Origin of the sequence: Bradyrhizobium sp. LjRoot220 (assembly GCF_964252915.1) — a bacterium.
Classification (GTDB): domain Bacteria; phylum Pseudomonadota; class Alphaproteobacteria; order Rhizobiales; family Xanthobacteraceae; genus Bradyrhizobium.
The window spans coordinates 21,266-41,462 of the sequence record NZ_CAXUPS020000014.1 but is presented as its reverse complement, the minus strand read 5'-3'; the positions used below and the strand labels follow the sequence as shown (position 1 = coordinate 41,462).

Below are 20,197 nucleotides of genomic sequence, written 5' to 3'. Positions count from 1 at the left end.
GGGTGCAAATCGTGAAACCGAAAATTTGAGATGGTCCATTAACCCCCCATAAACCATCCTGCCCCACCAATGGACGTTACCTCTGCCATTTGGGGACGCCCATGCTTGCCCGTGACCAACGCACCCCATTTTCGGAATGGTGGTGGACCGTGGATCGACTGCTGCTCGCGGCGATCCTCGGGCTGGTGCTGGCCGGCGTCATCCTGTCGCTGGCGGCGAGCCCGCCGGTGGCGACACGGATCGGGCTCGATCCCTTCCATTTCTTCGGCCGCCACGTCTTGTTCCTGCTGCCGTCCTTCATCGTGCTGATCGGGGTGTCGTTCATGTCCCCGAAGCATATCCGCCGCGCGGCGCTCCTGGTGTTCGCGGTCTCGATCGCGCTGATCGTGGCGACGCTGGTGTTCGGCGCCGAGGTCAAGGGGTCGCGGCGCTGGATCACGCTGCTCGGCGTCAATATCCAGGCCTCCGAATCCGCCAAGCCCGCTTTCGTCGTGATCGCGGCGTGGCTGTTCGCCGAATCGACCAAGCGGCCGGAAATGCCGGCGACCTCGATGGCGATGGTGCTGCTGTTGATGCTGGTGACGCTGCTGGTGATGGAGCCGGATTTCGGTCAGACCATGCTGGTCCTGATGGTGTGGGGCGCGCTGTTCTTCATCGCGGGCATGCGGATGATCTGGGTGGCTGGCCTTGCCGGCGCCGCCGCCGCCGGACTGTTCGGCGCGTATCTGCTGGTGCCGCACGTCGCGCACCGCATCAAGCGCTTCATGAACCCCGGCTCGGGCGACACGTTCCAGCTCGACATGGCGATGGACGCGTTCCTGAACGGCGGCTGGTTCGGCCTCGGTCCCGGCGAAGGCATCGCCAAGCGCAGCCTGCCGGACAGCCATACCGATTTCGTGTTCGCGGTCGCGGCGGAGGAATTCGGCATCATCCTGTGCCTGGTGCTGGTGACGTTGTTCGCCTTTGTCGTGATCCGCACGCTGCTGCGCGCCTATGCCAGCGAGGACATGTTCTCGCGGTTTGCCGCTTCCGGCCTCGCCATTCTGTTCGGCGTGCAGGCCGCCATCAATATGGCAGTCAATCTGCAGCTGATCCCCGCCAAGGGCATGACGCTGCCGTTCATCTCCTATGGCGGCTCCTCGATCATCTCGCTGGCCTATGGCGTCGGCATGATGCTGGCGCTGACCCGGCAGCGGCCGCGCACCGAGATCGAGTCCCAGAACAATGCCAACGCGGTGCGCAGCTACGCGTGACGGCGTGCTGACTTTAGATCGGCGTCGCGCTGCACAGTCTCCCCGTCATCCTGAGGTGCGCTCTTGCGCGCCTCGAACGATGAGTACGGCCCGTGGCCCATCCTTCGAGGCTCGCTGCGCTCGCACCTCAGGATGACGGCGAGGCCGTTGCGCGAGAATTCCCGTCTAGGGCGTGACTGGAGCCGCGCCATCGGCTATTTGAACCTCCATGGATACCTCCCCCCTGATCCTCCTCGCGGCCGGCGGCACCGGCGGGCATTTGTTTCCGGCCGAAGCGCTCGGCGTCGAGCTGATCAAACGCGGCTTTCGCGTGCGGCTCGCGACCGATGCCCGCGCGCTGCGCTATAGCGGCCTGTTCTCCAAGGACAATATCGATGTGGTGCCGAGCGAGACCGTGCGCAGCCGCAACCCGATCTCGCTGGCGCGCACCGCCATCATGCTCGGTTATGGCGGCCTCATCGCGCTCAATCTGGTACGGCGACTGAAGCCCGCGGCCGTGATCGGCTTCGGCGGCTATCCGACGCTGCCGCCGCTGCTGGCGGCCAGATGGCTCGGCGTGCCCAGTCTCATTCACGACGCCAACGCCGTGCTCGGCCGCGCCAACCGGTTTCTCTCGAGCCGCGTCAATGCGATCGCGACCTCGCTGCCGGGCGTGCTCGATCGCGATCCGGCGCTGGCCGGCAAGGCAACCACGGTCGGCACGCCGATGCGCCCGGCGATCCTGGCCGCGGCCGCAATACCTTTTGCATCGCCCGAGGCGAACGGGCCGCTGCGACTGTTGGTCGTCGGTGGCAGCCAAGGGGCGCGCGTGATGAGCGACATTGTGCCGTCGGCGATCGAGCGGCTGGAGCCGGTGTTGTGGAGCCGGCTGATGCTGACGCAACAGGTGCGCGAAGAAGACATGGCGCGGGTGCGCGCGATCTACGACCGGCTCAAGATCAACGCCGAACTCGCACCGTTCTTTAGCGACTTGCCGGCGCGGCTGGCCTCCAGCCATCTGGTGATTTCGCGCTCCGGCGCCGGTACCGTGGCCGAACTCGCTGCGATCGGCCGGCCATCTATTCTGGTGCCGCTGCCCGGCGCGATCGATCAGGACCAGTTCGCCAATGCCGGCGTGCTGGACAAGGTCGGCGGCGCGCTGCGCATCGCGCAGACGGAATTCACGCCGGACCGTCTGGCTTCCGAAATTTCCGCGTTCGCCGCCGAACCGGCCAGGCTGACCGCGATGGCCGCCGCCGCCCGCACGGTCGGCAGGCTGGATGCGGCTGAGCGGCTGGCCGATCTGGTTGTGAAGGTCGCCGCAATCTGACGTCTCGCTTCAGTCCAGCCGAACGTTCTCGACGAGGTAATCGAGGAACGCGCGGACGCGCGCCGGGAGCTGGCCGCCGTGACCAACGAATACCGCGTGAATCACTTCGAGGTCGCCGGGATTGAAGGCCTCCAGCACCGGCACCAGCCGGCCGGCCTTGATCTCGTTCTCGACATGGAAGCGGGTGAGCCGCGCGATGCCGGTTCCGGCGATGGCCAGTTGCTGCATCGCCTCGCCGTCACTGATCAGCACGCTGCCGATGGGAGGTACGGTGACTACGCCACCCTTGCCATCGAGAAAAGGCCAGCCATCAAACTGTTTGGGAAAACAGAAGCCCAGCAGATTGTGCGTGGCGAGTTCGGCCGGCGTTTGCGGCGTGCCGTTCCGCGCCAGATACGCCGGCGATGCGGCGACCACCATGCGGCTTTCGCCGAGCTTGCGCGCCAGCAATCGCGATTCACGAAGCGGCCCCACTCGGATCGCAACATCGGCGCGCTCCTCCATCAGGTCGACGACGATGTCGGTGAGAGCGATATCGACGGAAATTCCGGGATAACGCGCGAGAAAAGAGGGAACCAGTGGCAACAGGCGATGCAGCCCGAATGGCACGCTGCTGTTGATCCGCAGCCGACCTTGCGGGGTGGCGCCGATTGCCGCTTCGCGTTCCGCACCACTGATGTCATCGAGGATGCGGACCACGCGGTCGTAATAGGCGGCACCCTCCGGCGTCAGTTGCAGCTTGCGGGTCGAACGGTTGATCAGGCGGACCCCCAGCCTGGCCTCGAGGCGCGCCACCAGCTTGCTTACCGCCGACGGCGTCATCCGGAAGGTTTTTGCCGCCGCCGAGAACCCGCCCAACTCCACCACCCGGGCGAAAACCTCCATTTCGCCGGACCGATTCACATCCAATCGAGACATTGTGACTTCAATTCATAAATGATGTTCCTGTTGGCATTCTAATTCATGAATGTCGTCGCGTCCACCTTGGTGGGGCCCGGCGCAGTGCCGGGCAATCCACTGGGGAATCCTCTATGCCGCTCGCACTCTACGCACTAACCGCCGGCGCCTTCGGAATTGGCGTCACTGAATTCGTGATCATGGGATTGCTGATCGAGGTCGGGACCGATTTCGGCGTTTCGATCTCCGCCGCCGGCCTGCTGATCTCGGGCTATGCACTCGGCGTCGTCGTCGGTGCGCCCATCATGACCATCGCCACCGGAAAATGGCCGCGCAAAACCGTGCTGCTGGTGCTGATGGCGGTTTTCACCCTTGGCAACGCGGCGTGTGCGCTGGCGCCGGACTATTGGAGCCTGATGGCGGCGCGCGTGCTCACCGCCTTTGCCCACGGCACGTTCTTCGGTGTCGGTTCGGTGGTGGCCACGACCCTTGTTGCGCCCAACAAGAAAGCTTCCGCCATCGCCATTATGTTCACTGGCCTGACGGTTGCCAATATTCTTGGCGTGCCTTTCGGCACCTGGCTTGGACAGGCTTATGGCTGGCGATCGGCATTCTCTGCGGTAACGCTGGTTGGGCTGATGGCGCTTGTCATCATCGCGTTTTTCGTTCCGAAGGACAAAGCGGCGCCCGCGGCCTCGAACCTTCGCAATGACCTTGCGGTGCTGGCCCGACCGCAGGTGTTGATGGGATTGCTGACGACGGTGCTGGGTTGGGTTGGTGTCTTCGCGGTGTTCACCTACATCGCGCCGATCCTGATCCGCATTTCCGGCTTTTCTGAATCAGCGGTATCGCCGATCCTGCTCGTCTTTGGCGGCGGTTTGCTGGTGGGTAACCTTCTGGGCGGACGGTTGGCGGATCGATGGCTGATCCCCGCGCTGCTTGGCAGTATCTTGACGCTGGCAGCGGTGCTGTTGCTGATGACTTTCGCTGCGCACAACCAGATCGCCGTCGTCATGTTTGTGGCGTTGCTCGGTGCAGCCGCGTTCGCAACCGTGCCGCCGTTGCAGATGTGGGTGCTGGAAAAGGCTGACGGCGCCGGCCAAAGCCTCGCTTCCAGTTTCAACATCGCCGCCTTTAACCTCGGTAACGCCATCGGCGCCTGGCTTGGCGGGGTCGTGATCGACCACGGGCCGGGGCTCGGCGCGGTTCCCTGGGTTGCGGCGCTGGTTCCGTTCGCCGCGGCCGGCGTCGCCGCCCTCGCGATCCATGGCGACCGGAGGCGCCGGCTGACGGTGGTGGCCGCGGAATAATCGCGCTGCGTTGTGGGAATTTAGCAGATCGCAAGCCCATTTTTGGCCTTGTCAGCGCCTTCGAAAGCGGGGCATCCAGTACGTCGCGCGGCTGATTTGACTTAACGGCCGCGCGGAATACTGGATCGCCTGCTGGCGCCTGTCATCGGGCGGCCCTTCAGCCGACCCGTTGGCGGGCGAGGACGCCCAAGGATTGAACCATGAGACTGCCGCGTGAGATCGGACCCATTCACTTCGTCGGGATCGGCGGCATCGGCATGAGCGGCATCGCCGAAGTTCTGTGCAATCTCGGCTATACCGTGCAGGGCTCGGACGCCTCCGAGGGCGGCAACGTCACGCGGCTGCGCGACAAGGGCATCACGGTTTCGGTCGGCCACAAGGCGGAGAATGTCGACGGCGCCGACGTGGTGGTGGTCTCGACCGCGATCAAGCGCGACAATCCCGAATTGATGGCGGCCCGCGCCCAGCGCATTCCCGTGGTGCGCCGCGCCGAAATGCTCGCCGAATTGATGCGGCTGAAAAGCTGCGTCGCCATCGCGGGCACCCATGGCAAGACCACGACAACGACGATGGTGGCAACGCTGCTCGACGCCGGCGATCTCGATCCCACCGTGATCAACGGCGGCATCATCAACGCCTATGGCTCCAATGCACGTTTGGGTGCCGGCGACTGGATGGTGGTGGAAGCCGACGAGAGCGACGGCACATTCCTGAAGCTGCCGTCCGATGTCGTGATCGTCACCAACATCGATCCCGAACATCTCGATCACTTCAAGACGTTCGAGGCAATCCAGGATGCGTTCCGCAATTTCATCGAGAACGTGCCGTTCTACGGCTTTGCCGTGATGTGCACCGATCATCCCGTCGTGCAGACCCTCGTCGGCAAGATCGAGGACCGCCGCATCATCACCTATGGCGAGAACCCGCAAGCCGATGTGCGGCTGGTCGACCTTGCGCCGACGGGCGGCGGCTCGAAATTCAAGGTCGTGTTCCGCAACCGCAAGACCGACGCCACGCACGAAATATCCGACATCATGCTGCCGATGCCGGGACGCCACAACGCATCGAACGCGACGGCGGCGATCGCGGTGGCGCATGAACTCGGCATTGCCGACGAGGTGATCCGCAAGGCGATGGCGGGTTTTGGCGGCGTGAAGCGGCGCTTCACCAGGACCGGCGAATGGAACGGCGTCACCATCATCGACGATTACGGCCATCACCCGGTCGAGATCGCGGCGGTGCTGAAGGCGGCGCGGGAATCCACCAGCGGCAGGATCGTCGCCGTGGTGCAGCCGCATCGCTTCACCCGCCTGCAATCGCTGTTCGAGGAATTCTGCACCTGCTTCAACGATGCCGACGCCGTCGTCGTCGCCGAGGTCTATCCAGCCGGCGAGGCGCCGATCGAGGGCATTGACCGCGATCATTTCGTGCTCGGCCTGCGCGCCCACGGCCATCGCGAAGTCATTGCGCTGCAAAATTCGTCCGAACTCGCCAGGGTGATCAGCGGCATCGCCGATAATGGCGACTACGTCGTCTGCCTCGGCGCCGGCAACATCACGCAATGGGCCTACGCGCTGCCCGGCGAATTGAAGGCGCTGGGCTAGACGTGGCAGCGTTTCCCGACATCACCCCCGACCTGAAATCCGCAATGCCGCAACTGCGCGGGCGGTTGCTGGCGAACCAGTCGCTGGCGGAGCTGACCTGGTTTCGTGTCGGCGGTCCGGCGCAGGTGCTGTTCACCCCGTCGGATGAAAACGATCTGGCTTACTTCCTGAGAAACCTGCCGACCGAATTGCCGGTCTATGTCGTCGGCGTCGGCTCCAACCTCATTGTGCGCGATGGCGGCATTCCTGGAATCGTGATCCGGTTGTCGCCGCGCGCGTTCGGCGACATCCGCGCCGCGGGCGACGTCGTCAGCGCCGGCACCGCGGCGCTCGACAAGCGGGTGGCGGAAACCGCGGCATCGGCCAATATCGGCGGCATGGAGTTCTTCTTCGGCATTCCCGGCACGATCGGCGGCGCGCTGCGCATGAATGCCGGCGCCAACGGCAGCGAGACCAAGGACGTCCTGATTGAGGCCACCGGGATCGGGCGCGACGGCACCAGACACGTCTTTGGCAATGCCGACATGAAGTTTGTCTATCGCAACAGCGGCGTCGACCCCCAGATCATTTTCACCTCGGCGCGTTTTCGCGGCGCCATTGCCGCGCCGGAAATCATTCGGGCGCGGATGGAGGAAGTGCAGACGCACCGCGAGACCGCGCAGCCGATCCGCGAAAAAACCGGGGGCTCGACCTTCAAGAACCCGCCCGGCAACAGTGCCTGGAAGCTGGTCGATGCCGCCGGCTGCCGCGGCTTGCGCGTCGGCGGCGCGCAGGTGTCGGAAATGCACTGCAACTTCCTGATCAACACCGGCAACGCGACCGGGCATGATATTGAAACGCTGGGCGAAACCGTGCGGGCGCGGGTTAAGGAAAACTCCGGAATCGAGTTACACTGGGAAATCAAGCGGATCGGGATTCCGATCTAATTGTCATTCCGGGGCGCGCGAAGCGAGAACTACGATGTGCTATTGCACATCGGAGAATCTCGAGATTCCCCGGTGCGCAATTGCGCACCTGAGGTCTGGTCCTTCGGACCATCCCGGAATGACGAAAGGGCAGGGCTGATGCGGATTACCATTCTCTTCGGCGGCACCAACAAGGAGCGGCTGGTCTCGGTGGCGAGCGCGCAGGCGCTGCATCGGGCTCTGCCGGAGGCCGATCTCTGGTTCTGGGACGTCGCCGACACCGTGCACGAGGTGAAGTCGGAAGCCCTGCTCAATCACCAGCGGCCGTTCGAGGATGAATTCGATCCCGGCAATCGCGGCATCGGGCTGGAAGCGGCGCTCGATAAAGCAAAAGCCGAAGATCGCGTGCTGGTGCTCGGCCTGCATGGGGGCCGGGCAGAGAATGGTGAACTGCAGGCGATGTGCGAGCTGCGCGGCATTCCCTTCACCGGGTCTGGCTCGGCGTCCTCAAACCTTGCCTTCGACAAGACCGCGGCCAAGCGCTTTGCGGCAATTGCGGGCGTGACGGCGCCGGATGGCATCGCGCTCGACGATATCGATGCCGCGTTTGCCGAATACGGCAAGCTGATTGCGAAGCCGGCGCGGGACGGATCGAGCTACGGCCTGATCTTCGTCAACGCCAGGCAGGACCTCGTGGCCGTCCGCAACGCCGCCAAATCAGAGGAATATCTGATCGAGCCGTTCGTTTCCGGCGTCGAAGCCACGTGTGGCGTGCTGGAGCGCTCCGACGGCACCATCATGGCGCTGCCGCCGGTCGAAATCATCCCGGGCGAGGGCGCGTTCGACTACACGGCAAAATATCTGCTCAAATCGACCCAGGAGATCTGCCCGGGCCGTTTTTCGCCCGAGATTACCGCTGGTCTGATGGACCAGGCGCACCGGGCCCACCGGGCGTTGTCGTGCAGCGGCTATTCCCGGAGCGATTTCATCGTCTCGGCCAAGGGGCTGGTCTATCTCGAGACCAATACCCTGCCGGGCTTGACCGCGGCCTCGCTGTACCCGAAGGCGCTGAAGGCGGAGGGCATCGAGTTCGCGGATTTCCTGCGCGACCAGATTGCGCTGGCTGAGAAGCGTCTTCATCCGCGGGGCTGATTCGCCCGATTAACGTGCCGGGCGAGGGAACCGGCCCGGCCCGGATGAAATATTACTAAAATCCTAACCAATGCCCGGCAAACTACTCATTAGGCTGCTCAAAACGCGCCCATGACCGGCCGAATTTACCCTTTGTTTACCAGGAAGTCCGAAGGTTAACGCTGGCGGCGCATGTGGCGCTTGGCTGCCGGGGCGTAAGCTGTTGCGGATTTCCGCTTCGACGACCGCATCGAGGGAACAATGGCCTCCTCACAACCGAGGTCTTAACCCAGCCCGGCATCACCGAGACATCACGTGCGTCAGAGCCCGCAAGTCCTTTTGCGGGAACAACTTTTTGACGAGCTCGTGCAATGGATGGTGCAGGACGCCTCGCCCGATCGCTGCGATCGCTGAGGCCCCAAGCTGACCTGAAAGCCGCCGCCATCGGAGCGGTCGTGCTGCTGCGCGAGCGGCTGGGCCTTCGCGCCCGCGTCCCCGCGAGGCGGGTGATCGACCGCGAACCGCCGAATCGTCTGATTCTCTGGCTCGAACGTTACCTTCCGAACCGTCTCGGCGTCGTGCTCACGGTGTTAATGCTGCTCGGCAGCACCTCGCTCGGTATCATCAAGGGCGGCCATCTCGACGAACTGGTCGGTGCGCTCAGCGATGCCCGCAATGCGCTGGCGAATTCGGCCGGCTTTCGCATCACCGAAGTGGCCATCAACGGCCGCAAGCAGCTGAGCCAGGATGAAGTGCTCGCGATCGGCGGCGTCAACGGCCGCTCCTCGCTGTTGTTCCTCGATGCCGCCACCGTGCGCGACAAGCTCAAGACCAATCCCTGGATAGCGGACGCCACGATCCTGAAACTTTATCCCGGCCGGCTGCAGATCGACATCGTCGAGCGCAAGGCGTTCGCGCTGTGGCAGCAGGACGGCCGGCTTTCCGTCATCGCCGAGGATGGCGCGGTGCTCGAAGCCTATATGTCGCGGCGCTTCATTTCGCTGCCGCTGGTGGTGGGCAAGGGCGCCGCCGACAAGGCGCGGGACTTCCTGGCGCTGCTGGATCGCTATCCGCAGGTCCGCGGCGTGACCAAGGCGGCGATCTATGTCGGCGAACGGCGCTGGAACCTGCGTCTCAAGGACGGCCTCGATATCCGCCTGCCGGAGCACGACGTCGGCAATGCGCTGGCGCTGTTGAGCAAGCTCGACAAGGAGGACCGGTTGTTCTCGCGCGACATCGTCGTGGTCGACATGCGCCTACCGGACCGCCTGACGGTGCTGCAGTCCGAAGACGCGGCGAAAGCCCGCGACGAACTGTTCAAGGACAAGAAGACCAAGAAGAAGGCCGGTGACGCATGACCGGTCTCGATCGCAACCAGACCCCGAAGACGCGGCCGATGGCGCAGAAGCGCACCGCGCTGGTGGCGTCGCTCGACATCGGCACCAGCAAGATCGCCTGCATGATCGCGCGGCTGCGGCCGTCGCCGCCGAACGACGCGCTGCGCGGCCGCAGCCACGCCGTCGAACTGATCGGCTACAGCCAGATCCAGTCGCGCGGCGTCAAGGCCGGTGCGGTGGTCGATCTTGCCGAATGCGAACAGGCGGTGCGCCAGGCGGTGGCGCTGGCCGAACGCATGGCAAAAGTCCGCGTCGAATCCGTCCTGCTGTCGGTTTCCGGCGGCCGGCTGCAGGGTCAATTGGTCGAAGCCGCGGCCGACATTCGCGGCGGCTCGGTCACCTCTGACGATGTCACCCGCGTGACGTCCACCGGCATGCGCCACGCCACCGGCGAAGGCCGCACCGTGCTGCACGCGCTGCCGGTCGGCTACACGCTGGATGGCGTCAAGGGCATCCGCGACCCCCGCGGCATGGTGGCGCGGCAGTTCGGCGTCGACATGAACGTCGTGACGGCGGATGCGACGGTCGCCAAGAATCTGATGCTGGTGGTCGAGCGCTGCCATCTCAACGTCGAAGCCATGGCGGCAAGCCCTTATGTGGCGGGCCTTTCGGTCCTGACCGACGACGAGGCGGATTTGGGCGCCGCCGTGGTCGAGATGGGCGCCGGATCGACCACGATCGCGACCTATTCGGCCGGACGCTTTGTGCACGCTTCAGGGTTTGCCGTCGGCGGGCAGCACATGACGATGGATCTTGCACGCGGCGTCGGCGCGTGCATTGCGGATGCCGAGCGAATCAAGACCTTATACGGCACCGTGCTGACCGGCGGGTCGGACGCACGCGAGCTGATGTCGGTACCAACTGCAGGCGATGACGAACGCGATGCGCCGCAGATCGTCTCGCGCGCCACGATCGCGAACATCATCCGGCATCGCGCCGAGGAGATCTTTGAAATGGTCCGGGACCGGCTCGCGGATTCCCCGTTTGCGGCAGAGCCGCGGGCGCGGGTTGTCCTGAGCGGCGGCGCGTCCCAACTCACCGGCACCGTCGAGCTCGCCACCCGCATTCTCAACCGGCCGGTGCGGATCGGCCGCCCGCTCGGCTTCGGCCGGCTGCCCAACGAAGCCAAGAGCGCCTCGTTCGCGGTGCCTGCGGGCCTCTTGGTCTATCCGCAATACGCACACCTTGAACATGTCGAACCGCGGCATACGCGGCAGCTCAGGACGGGGACTGACGGCTATTTCGGAAGGGTCGGACGATGGCTTCGAGAGGGCTTCTAATGACCGGTTTTCATACCAAACGACATTCAAGAACTCCTGCACCAACTTCTGCACCCACTCCCGCGGCCGCCGGCCGGGGCGAACCAACGCGCGCGTAATAATCGAGAGGCAACCATGGCACTCAATCTGACACCCCCTGACATCAGCGAACTGAAACCGCGGATTACCGTCTTCGGCGTCGGTGGAGCAGGCGGCAATGCCGTCAACAACATGATCACTGCCGGGCTGCAGGGCGTCGATTTCGTCGTCGCCAATACTGACGCGCAGGCGCTGAGCATGTCCAAGGCCCAGCGCATCGTGCAGATGGGCACCCAGGTAACCCTGGGCTTGGGTGCCGGATCGCAGCCCGATGTCGGGGCGGCCGCGGCCCAGGAGGTCATCGACGAGCTTCGCGACCACCTCACCGGCGCCAACATGGTGTTCGTCACCGCCGGCATGGGCGGCGGCACCGGCACCGGTGCAGCCCCCGTCATCGCCAAGACCGCGCGCGATATGGGTATCCTCACCGTCGGCGTGGTGACGAAGCCGTTCCACTTCGAAGGCCAGCGCCGCATGCGCACCGCCGAGTCCGGCATCGCCGAACTGCACAAGGTGGTCGACACGCTGCTGATCATCCCGAACCAGAATCTGTTCCGGGTCGCCAACGAAAAGACCACCTTCGCCGACGCCTTCGCGATGGCCGACCAGGTGCTCTATTCGGGCGTCGCCTGCATCACCGACCTGATGGTCAAGGAAGGCCTCATCAACCTCGACTTCGCCGACGTCCGCGCTGTGATGCGTGAAATGGGCAAGGCGATGATGGGCACCGGCGAAGCCACCGGCGAGAAGCGCGCGCTGACCGCGGCCGAAGCTGCGATCGCCAACCCGCTGATCGACGATAGCTCGATGAAGGGTGCACGCGGCCTGTTGATCTCGATCACCGGCGGCAAGGACCTGACGTTGTTCGAAGTCGATGAAGCCGCCACCCGCATCCGCGAGGAAGTCGACCAGGATGCCAACATCATCGTCGGCGCGACCTTCGACGAAACGCTGGACGGCATCATCCGCGTCTCCGTCGTTGCCACCGGCATCGAACAGGCGCTGATCGCGCGCAACTCGGCGGCGCCCCCTGCGGCTGCGACCAACGCGGCGGCTCCGACGCCGGACAGCCGTCTGGCCGACCTCACCGCGCGGCTGCGCGCTGACAACCAGCGGATCGCCGAGCGCGCCCAGAAGCCCGACGCGCCGGCGCAGGCCGCACCGGCAGCCCCGGCTGCCGCCGCCCCGCAGCAGCGCGCGCCCAGCAATCACGAGCGTGCCGCGCTCGCCGCCATTGCCGCCGCCGTCGCTCCGGAAGTGCCGCAGGCCCAGGCCCCGCAGGCTCAAGGGCCGTTGCAGTCCGGCTCCTATGGCGACGTCACGGTTCGCCCGATCGCGCAGAAGCCCACGCTGTTCCCGGATCACAAGGAGCAGGTCCGCGCCGAGCTCGAAGAGCTGATTGCGCCGCCGGAGACCTTCATCCCGCAGGCGGCGGAACGGCCGCCGACCCGCAGCCCGCGGATGCCGAAGTTCGAGGACCTTCCGATGCCGGCCCAGGCCGAGATCCGGCAGGCCCGCGGCGAGACGGAGGAAGATCAACCGCAGAAGACCCGGCTGTCGCTGCTGCAGCGCCTCGCCAATGTCGGCCTCGGCCGCCGCGACGAAGAGTCAGAGCCGCCGATCTCGGCCCGCGCCTCCGGTCCGGCGATGGCACCGCTGCCGCCGCTCCCCGAGCGCAAGCCGCAACGTTCCGTGGCTCAGCAGATGGGGAACGAGCCGGTATCGGAGTATGCTCGGCGTCCGGCGCCGCAGGGTCTGGATGCCCATGGCCGCCCCGCACCTGTTGCCGCCGCGCCACAGGGCGACGACCATCTTGATATCCCGGCCTTCCTCCGGCGGCAGTCCAACTGAGTTTTGTTACAATTCAGGCAACCCGAAAGGCCCCGGCGGTATCAGCCGGGGCCTTTTTCTTGTGCATTGCGCACCGTGGTCGTTCACTCAGCAAGCAACTGATTTTAAATGATTAATTACCTGTTCCGTGTTCTGATGCCGCGACCGGAACCAGCTCAAACCACGCTGGAGTTTGGTTAACCCTTGGCGTGAATGCGGCAGAGATAGGGTAACAATCGGTAAAAAAGCGTGAGTTGGCGCGCTTTGGGGCAGTGACTATGGTTTGCCGTGACTTGGGGATACCGGAAGCAGATTCGGCGCGAACAAGGACCGTTTCTGTCTGAAGGTATAAGTCGGTAGTGGGCGATTATCGAATGAAATTCAGCCGTCAAACGACGCTTCGGTCGCTTGCCACCGTGACGGGTGTCGGCGTTCATTCCGGTTTATCGGTTAATCTGACGATTGGGCCTGCGCCTGTCGACGCGGGTTTTATTTTTGTCCGCACCGGCCTCGATGACTGCGACCGCGAAGTTCCGGCCATCGCGGAATCCGTCATCGCCACTGACTTTGCGACCGTTCTCGGCGACCGCCAGGGCCCGCTCGTCTCCACCGCCGAGCATGTGCTTGCTGCGCTGCGGGGCATGGGCGTCGATAACGCCACCATCGAAGTCGACGGCCCGGAAGTTCCGATCATGGACGGCAGCGCGGCCGCCTTCGTCGCCGCCATCGATCAGGCCGGCATCGTCACCCAATCCGCCACCCGCCGTTTCATCCAGGTATTGAAGCCGGTGCAGGTCGCGCTTGGCGATTCGTTCGGCGAGCTGCGCCCCTATGCCAACGGTTTCCGGGCCGAGGTCGAAATCGACTTCGCCAATCCGGTGATCGGCCGCCAGAACTATTCGCTCGATCTGAACCCCGAAAGCTTCCGCCGCGAGATTTCCCGCGCCCGGACCTTCGGCTGCATGAATGACGTGGCGCGGCTCTGGAGCGCCGGTTTCGCGCTCGGCGCGTCCTTTGAGAATTCGGTGGTGTTCGACGAGACCCGTCTGCTCAACACCGAAGGCCTGCGCTACAGCGACGAATGCGCCCGTCACAAGGTGCTGGACGTGATCGGCGATCTCGCGCTGGCCGGCCTGCCGCTGCTCGGCGCTTACCGGTCCTCGCGTGGCGGCCACAAGCTCAACCACGCGGTGCTGACGGCCCTGATGGCCGATCGCAGCGCCTGGCGGGTGGTCGAAGCCGAACCGGCACGCCGCCCCCGCGTCGAAGCCGGCGCCGGAATGGTCGGCGGCATGGTCGCTCCGGCCTATGGTCCGGACGTTTCCTGACTTTCGACTTCGAAATGTCCTGAAGCTGGGCCACTTCTGAAGGCGCCTTGTCTTGAACCCGGCTTGTCCTGGAGCTTGGCTGGCCGGTCGCCCATCCCGATTTCCGTAGTAACCACAATTGGTAACGATGCTGCCCTGCCGCCTTAATCCGGGCGAAATGCCTGCGTATTCGGTTGGTTAGCGACCATTTTTCGGCTAGATAGGCCCGCGGTTGCAAGGCAGGGCGCTACCAATGTTGGCGCTCGGGCACGGCAATCTCGCCGGCGACCTTGGGGCACGGGGATTATTGCGTTCATGACCGCGGTTCATGGAGCGACGCGCTCAACCACCGACCGCATCGCCACCAACGGCGTGGCTACCAACTGCGTAACAGGCGTCAGGTCTCACATTTCATGTCGGCACAGCGTATGACGCTCGAACCCCGCAAATCATCCGGCCTCTCATCCGGTATTTTCTGCCTTCATCGGGCGGGCCGCTCGCTTCGGCTGGCGGCGGGACTGATCGCGCTGACTGTCCCCTTGAGCGGATGCGGCACCGGTTCGCTGTGGGACAAGTTCACCGCCAAGGACGACACCTTCGTCGAGGAACCCGCGGACAAGCTCTACAACGAGGGCTTGTACCTGATGAACCAGCGCAAGGATTCGAAGGCGGCCTCGAAGAAATTCGAGGAAGTCGACCGCCAGCATCCTTATTCCGACTATGCGCGCAAATCGCTGCTGATGTCGGCGTACTCGTTCTACACCGCCGGCGATTATGACGGCTGCATTGGCGCGGCGACCCGTTACGTCACCCTGCATCCGGGCAGCCCCGACGCCTCCTACGCGCAATATCTGATCGCGGCCTCCCACTACGACCAGATCCCGGATATTTCGCGCGATCAGGGCCGCACCGAGAAGGCAATCGCCGCGCTGGAAGAGGTGATTCGCAAATATCCGACCTCGGAATACGCCACCAGCGCCAAGGCCAAGCTCGAGGGCGCGCGCGACCAGCTCGCCGGCAAGGAAATGGATGTCGGCCGCTACTACATGAAAAAGCGCGACTACACCGCGGCGATCAACCGCTTCAAGACCGTAGTCACCCGCTATCAGACCACCCGCCATGTCGAAGAAGCGCTGTTCCGGCTCACCGAAGGCTATATCGCGATCGGCATCACCGGCGAGGCGCAAACCGCCGCCGCCGTCCTTGGGCACAATTTTCCTGACAGCCGCTGGTACAAGGACGCCTATAATCTTGTAAAGTCCGGCGGTCTCGAGCCGAGCGAGAATCAGGGGTCCTATATTTCCAGGGCCTTCAAGAAGATGGGTCTCGGCTAGGAATTTACCTCGCATGCTGGCGCGTCTGTCGATCCGTGACATCGTCCTGATCGAACGGCTCGATATCGAGTTTTCCCGTGGCCTCGCGGTGCTGACCGGCGAGACCGGCGCGGGCAAATCCATCCTGCTCGATGCCTTCGCGCTGGCGCTCGGCGGCCGCGGCGACGCCGGGCTGGTCCGCCATGGCGTGGAGCAGGGCCAGGTCACCGCCACCTTCGACGTGCCCAAGGGCCATCCGGCCGCAGAAATCCTTTCCGAAAACGGCCTCGACGATACCGGTGAGATGATCCTGCGCCGCGTGCAGCTCGCCGACGGCCGCACCCGCGCCTTCATCAATGACCAGTCGATCAGCGTGCAGACGCTGAAAGCGGTGGGCGCTGCGCTGGTCGAGATCCACGGCCAGCACGACGAGCGCGCGCTGGTCGACGCCTCGACGCACCGGCAGCTGCTCGACGCCTTTGCCGGCCTCGAAAAGGAAGTTACCGCGCTGGCAACGCTGTGGGATATCAGGCGCACCGCCAACAATGCGCTCGATGTGCATCGCGCCAGCATGGAGCGCGCCGCCCGCGAAGCCGACTATCTGCGCCATGCCTCCGACGAACTGAAAGCGCTGCGGCCCAGGGAAGGCGAGGAAACCGAACTGGCCGAACGCCGCACCACGATGATGCAGGGCGAGAAGATCGCCAGCGACCTGCGCGAGGCGCAGGAGGCGGTCGGCGGCAACCATTCGCCGGTGCCGGCGCTGGCGGCCGCGGTACGGCGGCTGGAACGCCGCGCCGCCAATTCGCCCGCGCTGGTCGAGCCCGCGGTGAAGGCGATCGATATCGCGATCAACGCGCTGGAGGAAGCCGATCAGCATCTCAGCGCCGCGCTGATTGCCGCCGATTTCGATCCGGCCGAGCTGGAGCGGATCGAGGAACGGCTGTTCGCGCTGCGCGCCGCCTCGCGCAAATACTCGACGCCGGTCGAGGGGCTGGCGGCGCTGGCCGCAAAATATGCCTCCGACGTGGCGCTGATCGATGCCGGCGCGGACCAGTTGAAGAAGCTGGAAGCCGCCGCCGCCGAGGCCGACCAGCGTTTTGGCGCGGCAGCGGCGAAGCTCTCGGCCGCCCGCACCAAATCCGCCGAAAAACTCAACAAGGCGGTCAACGCCGAACTGGCGCCGCTGAAACTCGAACGTGCCAAATTCATGGTGCAGGTCGAGACCGACGCCAACGCGCCGGGCCCGCAGGGCATCGACCGCGTCGAGTTCTGGGTCCAGACCAATCCCGGCACCAAACCGGGCCCGATGATGAAGGTCGCCTCCGGCGGCGAACTGTCACGCTTTCTGCTGGCGCTCAAGGTCGTGCTGTCGGATCGCGGTTCGGCCCCCACGCTGGTGTTCGACGAAATCGATACCGGTGTCGGCGGCGCGGTGGCGGACGCGATCGGCGCCCGGCTGGCGCGGCTTGCCGGAAAGGTCCAGGTGATGGCGGTGACGCACGCGCCGCAGGTCGCCGCCCGCGCCAGCCATCATCTCCTGATTTCCAAGGATGCGATGGACAAGGGCAAGCGCGTCGCCACCCGCGTCAACGCGCTCGCCGCCGACCACCGCCGCGAGGAAATCGCCCGCATGCTGGCCGGCGCCGAGATCACCGCCGAAGCCCGCGCCGCCGCCGACCGGCTGCTTCGCGCGGCGACAGCGTAATTTTCTCTTCGTCATTCCGGGGCGCCGCAGGCGAACCCGGAATCTCGAGATTCCGGGTTCGATGCCTCGCATCGCCCCGGAATGACGAACCTAACTACAGATCGATTCGTACAAATCTTTCCAAAGCGGATTTTGCGCTTCGATCAGTTCAGTCTTCCAACGCCGCTTCCACTTCTTGAGTTCTTTCTCACGGGAAATCGCGGAAGTCGGGTCATCGTATGCTTCGAACCAAACTAGCTGTGTGATATTGTATTTGGAAGTGAACCCCGGGACGGCCTTTATCCTATGCTCGTAGACTCGACGCACGATGTCGTTGGTCACGCCAACGTAGATCGCTCCATCTCGTCGGCTCGCGAGGATGTACACGTAGTAACTCATGATTGTCGCTCACAACCTCAGGAGCCCGTCATTCCGGGGCGTGCGTAGCACGAACCCGGAATCTCGAGATTCCGGGTCTGGTCCTCCGGACCATCCCGGAATGACGAGCTAAATCATTATCATGATAGCAAAATCAAAACCCAAAACCCTCGTTGATATCGCCAAGCTTACCAAGGCCCAGGCCAAGGTCGAGCACGTCAGGCTTTCGCTGGAGATCGAGGCGCACAACCAGCGCTATTATCAGGACGATGCGCCGAGCGTCAGCGATGCCGAGTACGACGCGCTGCGGCAGCGCTACGACGCCATCGAGAAGCGCTTTCCCGAATTCGTCACGCCGGATTCGCCGTCGCAGAAGGTCGGCGCGGCACCCTCGGGACGTTTCAGGAAAGTCCGTCACGCACTGCCGATGCTCTCGCTCGACAACGCGTTTGCCGAACAGGATGTGCTCGATTTCATTGGCCGTATCGAGCGGTTTCTCAAACTGCAGGACGACAAGATCGATTTTTCCGCCGAGCCGAAGATCGACGGGCTCTCGATGTCGCTGCGCTACGAGGGCGGTGAACTCGTTACCGCGGCGACCCGCGGCGACGGCGCGGTGGGCGAGGACGTCACCGCCAATATCCGCACGCTCGAGGACGTGCCGCAGAAGCTCAAAGGCCGTAATGTGCCCGACATCTGCGAGGTGCGCGGCGAAGTCTACATGACCAAAAAAGCCTTCCTTGCGCTGAATGAACGGCAAAAGGCGGCGGGCGACACCATCTTTGCCAATCCGCGCAATTCGGCGGCGGGCTCTCTGCGGCAGAAGGACCCGACCATCACCGCGTCGCGTCCACTCGGCTTCTTCGCCTATGCATGGGGCGAAATGAGCGCGATGCCGGAAGCAACCCAGACCGGCATGATCCACTGGTTCGAGCGCTGCGGCTTCAAGACCAACCCGCTGACCAAGCTCTGTCACTCGGTCGATCAGTTGATCGCGTTCCATCGCAAGATCGAGGAGCAGCGCGGCAAACTCGACTACGATATCGACGGCGTGGTCTACAAGATCGACCGGCTGGACTGGCAGCAGCGGCTCGGCTTCGTGTCGCGCACGCCACGCTGGGCGATCGCACACAAATTCCCGGCCGAGCGCGCGATGACGGTGCTCCGGGATATCGAAATCCAGGTCGGCCGTACCGGCTCGTTCACGCCGGTCGGCAAGCTGGAGCCGATCGGCGTCGGCGGTGTCATTGTGCAAAACGTCACGTTGCACAATGAGGACTACATCAGGGGCATCGGCGGCGGCGGTGAGCAATTGCGCGAAGGTCGCGACATTCGGATCGGCGACACCGTCGTCATCCAGCGTGCCGGCGACGTGATCCCGCAAGTGGTCGATGTCATCATCGACAAGCGGCCAAAGGACGCAAAGGAGTTTCACTTCCCGAAGAAATGCCCGTGTCCGCTCCATACCGACGTGGTGCGCGAGGAGACGGCGGCCGGCGAGGAGGGCTCGCGCGCGCGGTGCAGTGGCGAGTTCGCCTGTCCCTACCAGAAAATCGAGCACTTGAGGTTGTTCGTCTCGCGGCGCGCCTTCGACATCGAAGGGCTCGGCGAAAAGCAAATCCAGTTCTTCTTCGACGAAGGATGGGTGAAGGAGCCCGCCGATATCTTCACGCTGCCCAAGCGCAACGCCAAGCTGAAGCTGGAAGAGATCGAAGGCTACGGCGCGACGTCGGTGCGCAACCTGTTTGCTTCGATCGAGGGCCGGCGCAAGGTTTCGCTGGAGCGCTTCATCTACGCGCTCGGCATGCGCCATGTCGGCGAGACCACGGCGCTGGCGCTGGCGCGTGGCTATGGTTCCTGGCAGGCCTTCCACGACGCCTGCCTGCAGGTCGCCAAGGGTGACGAGGAGACCATCGCCGAGATGGATGCGCTGGACCAGATCGGCGACACCGTGATCAAGAGCATCGCCGCCTATTTCGGCGAAAGCCACAACCGCGGGATCGTCGAGCGGCTGACCAAAGAAGTTACCATTCTCGATGCCGAAAAACCCAAGAGCAATTCGGCCGTGGCCGGCAAGACCGTCGTCTTTACCGGCTCGCTGGAGAAAATGACGCGCGATGAAGCCAAGGCCAAGGCCGAGCGGCTTGGCGCCAAGGCCGCAGGCTCGGTATCGAAGAAAACCGATTACGTGGTTGCAGGCCCCGGCGCGGGTTCAAAACTGGCGGAAGCCAAGAAACACGGCGTGGCCGTGCTGACGGAAGACGAGTGGCTGACGCTGATCGGGGAGTGAGGTTGGTGTCATTCCGGGGCGCGCATAGCGCGAACCCGGAATCCATCAGGCCGCAAGCTCTGTCGCTCGATGGATTCCGGGCTCGTGCTTCGCACGCCCCGGAATGACGGAGGGAACGACCCGACGGGCAAGTCACTTCTGTTATTCAGAACCAATGTCAAGCCCCAAAATAAAAAATATTTCGCTTTTACGGAAGGCCGACTCAGGGGCATAGTTTGGCCATCCCGT

The 20,197-nt window shown here is 64.2% G+C and carries 15 protein-coding genes and 1 pseudogene; 14 read left to right on the top strand and 2 right to left on the bottom strand.

Annotation, left to right across the window (positions count from 1 at the left end):
* The first annotated feature begins 101 nt into the window (after positions 1–101).
* A complete protein-coding gene (gene ftsW / locus ACSQ84_RS33800) occupies positions 102–1,253 on the top strand; it encodes a putative lipid II flippase FtsW (protein WP_436216078.1) in 1,152 nt (383 codons plus the stop codon).
* 208 nt (positions 1,254–1,461) lie between these two features.
* Positions 1,462–2,562, top strand: a complete 1,101-nt coding sequence (gene murG / locus ACSQ84_RS33795) for an undecaprenyldiphospho-muramoylpentapeptide beta-N-acetylglucosaminyltransferase (RefSeq protein ID WP_436216077.1) — start codon at positions 1,462–1,464, stop codon at positions 2,560–2,562.
* 9 nt (positions 2,563–2,571) lie between these two features.
* Here murG and ACSQ84_RS33790 read toward each other — a convergent pair whose 3' ends face one another.
* Positions 2,572–3,480 (bottom strand): LysR family transcriptional regulator, encoded by a 909-nt coding sequence (locus ACSQ84_RS33790; RefSeq protein WP_436216076.1) that lies wholly within the window; start codon positions 3,478–3,480, stop codon positions 2,572–2,574.
* 113 nt (positions 3,481–3,593) lie between these two features.
* Here ACSQ84_RS33790 and ACSQ84_RS33785 point away from each other — a divergent pair, with 113 nt between their 5' ends.
* The 11 genes and pseudogenes from ACSQ84_RS33785 to recN all read left to right on the top strand — a co-directional run bounded on the left by ACSQ84_RS33785 (position 3,594) and on the right by recN (position 17,322).
* Positions 3,594–4,769 (top strand): MFS transporter, encoded by a 1,176-nt coding sequence (locus ACSQ84_RS33785; RefSeq protein ID WP_436216075.1) that lies wholly within the window; start codon positions 3,594–3,596, stop codon positions 4,767–4,769.
* Between the two features lie 200 nt (positions 4,770–4,969).
* On the top strand, positions 4,970–6,373 hold the full coding sequence (gene murC, locus ACSQ84_RS33780; protein WP_436216074.1) for a UDP-N-acetylmuramate--L-alanine ligase: 1,404 nt from the start codon (positions 4,970–4,972) through the stop codon (positions 6,371–6,373).
* Positions 6,374–6,417: 44 nt separating this feature from the next.
* Positions 6,418–7,299: a UDP-N-acetylmuramate dehydrogenase gene (gene murB / locus ACSQ84_RS33775; RefSeq protein ID WP_436216169.1), complete on the top strand. Its 882-nt coding sequence runs from the start codon at positions 6,418–6,420 to the stop codon at positions 7,297–7,299.
* A gap of 138 nt (positions 7,300–7,437) precedes the next feature.
* Positions 7,438–8,430 carry a D-alanine--D-alanine ligase family protein gene (locus ACSQ84_RS33770; protein ID WP_436216073.1) on the top strand — a complete coding sequence of 331 codons (993 nt, stop codon included), beginning with the start codon at positions 7,438–7,440 and terminating at the stop codon, positions 8,428–8,430.
* A 77-nt stretch (positions 8,431–8,507) separates the two neighbouring features.
* A pseudogene (locus tag ACSQ84_RS33765) lies at positions 8,508–8,823 on the top strand (D-alanine--D-alanine ligase); the annotation flags it as partial.
* Entirely contained in the window at positions 8,781–9,767 is a 987-nt protein-coding gene (locus ACSQ84_RS33760; RefSeq protein WP_436216072.1) for a cell division protein FtsQ/DivIB, read from the top strand. The pseudogene ACSQ84_RS33765 and the gene ACSQ84_RS33760, both read left to right, overlap by 43 nt.
* Positions 9,764–11,086 (top strand): cell division protein FtsA, encoded by a 1,323-nt coding sequence (ftsA, locus tag ACSQ84_RS33755; RefSeq protein ID WP_436216071.1) that lies wholly within the window; start codon positions 9,764–9,766, stop codon positions 11,084–11,086. The genes ACSQ84_RS33760 and ftsA overlap by 4 nt, the downstream gene beginning before the upstream one ends.
* A 114-nt stretch (positions 11,087–11,200) precedes the next feature.
* Positions 11,201–13,015: a cell division protein FtsZ gene (gene ftsZ, locus ACSQ84_RS33750; RefSeq protein ID WP_436216070.1), complete on the top strand. Its 1,815-nt coding sequence runs from the start codon at positions 11,201–11,203 to the stop codon at positions 13,013–13,015.
* A gap of 353 nt (positions 13,016–13,368) precedes the next feature.
* On the top strand, positions 13,369–14,322 hold the full coding sequence (gene lpxC, locus ACSQ84_RS33745) for a UDP-3-O-acyl-N-acetylglucosamine deacetylase (RefSeq protein ID WP_436216069.1): 954 nt from the start codon (positions 13,369–13,371) through the stop codon (positions 14,320–14,322).
* 392 nt (positions 14,323–14,714) lie between these two features.
* Positions 14,715–15,635, top strand: coding sequence for an outer membrane protein assembly factor BamD (locus ACSQ84_RS33740; protein ID WP_436216068.1), 921 nt, complete (start codon positions 14,715–14,717; stop codon positions 15,633–15,635).
* 13 nt (positions 15,636–15,648) lie between these two features.
* Entirely contained in the window at positions 15,649–17,322 is a 1,674-nt protein-coding gene (gene recN / locus ACSQ84_RS33735; protein WP_436216067.1) for a DNA repair protein RecN, read from the top strand.
* A 90-nt stretch (positions 17,323–17,412) separates the two neighbouring features.
* Here recN and ACSQ84_RS33730 read toward each other — a convergent pair whose 3' ends face one another.
* On the bottom strand, positions 17,413–17,700 hold the full coding sequence (locus ACSQ84_RS33730) for a GIY-YIG nuclease family protein (protein WP_436216066.1): 288 nt from the start codon (positions 17,698–17,700) through the stop codon (positions 17,413–17,415).
* Positions 17,701–17,821: 121 nt separating this feature from the next.
* Here ACSQ84_RS33730 and ligA point away from each other — a divergent pair, with 121 nt between their 5' ends.
* Positions 17,822–19,969, top strand: a complete 2,148-nt coding sequence (ligA, locus tag ACSQ84_RS33725) for an NAD-dependent DNA ligase LigA (protein ID WP_436216065.1) — start codon at positions 17,822–17,824, stop codon at positions 19,967–19,969.
* The last annotated feature ends 228 nt before the right edge of the window (positions 19,970–20,197 follow it).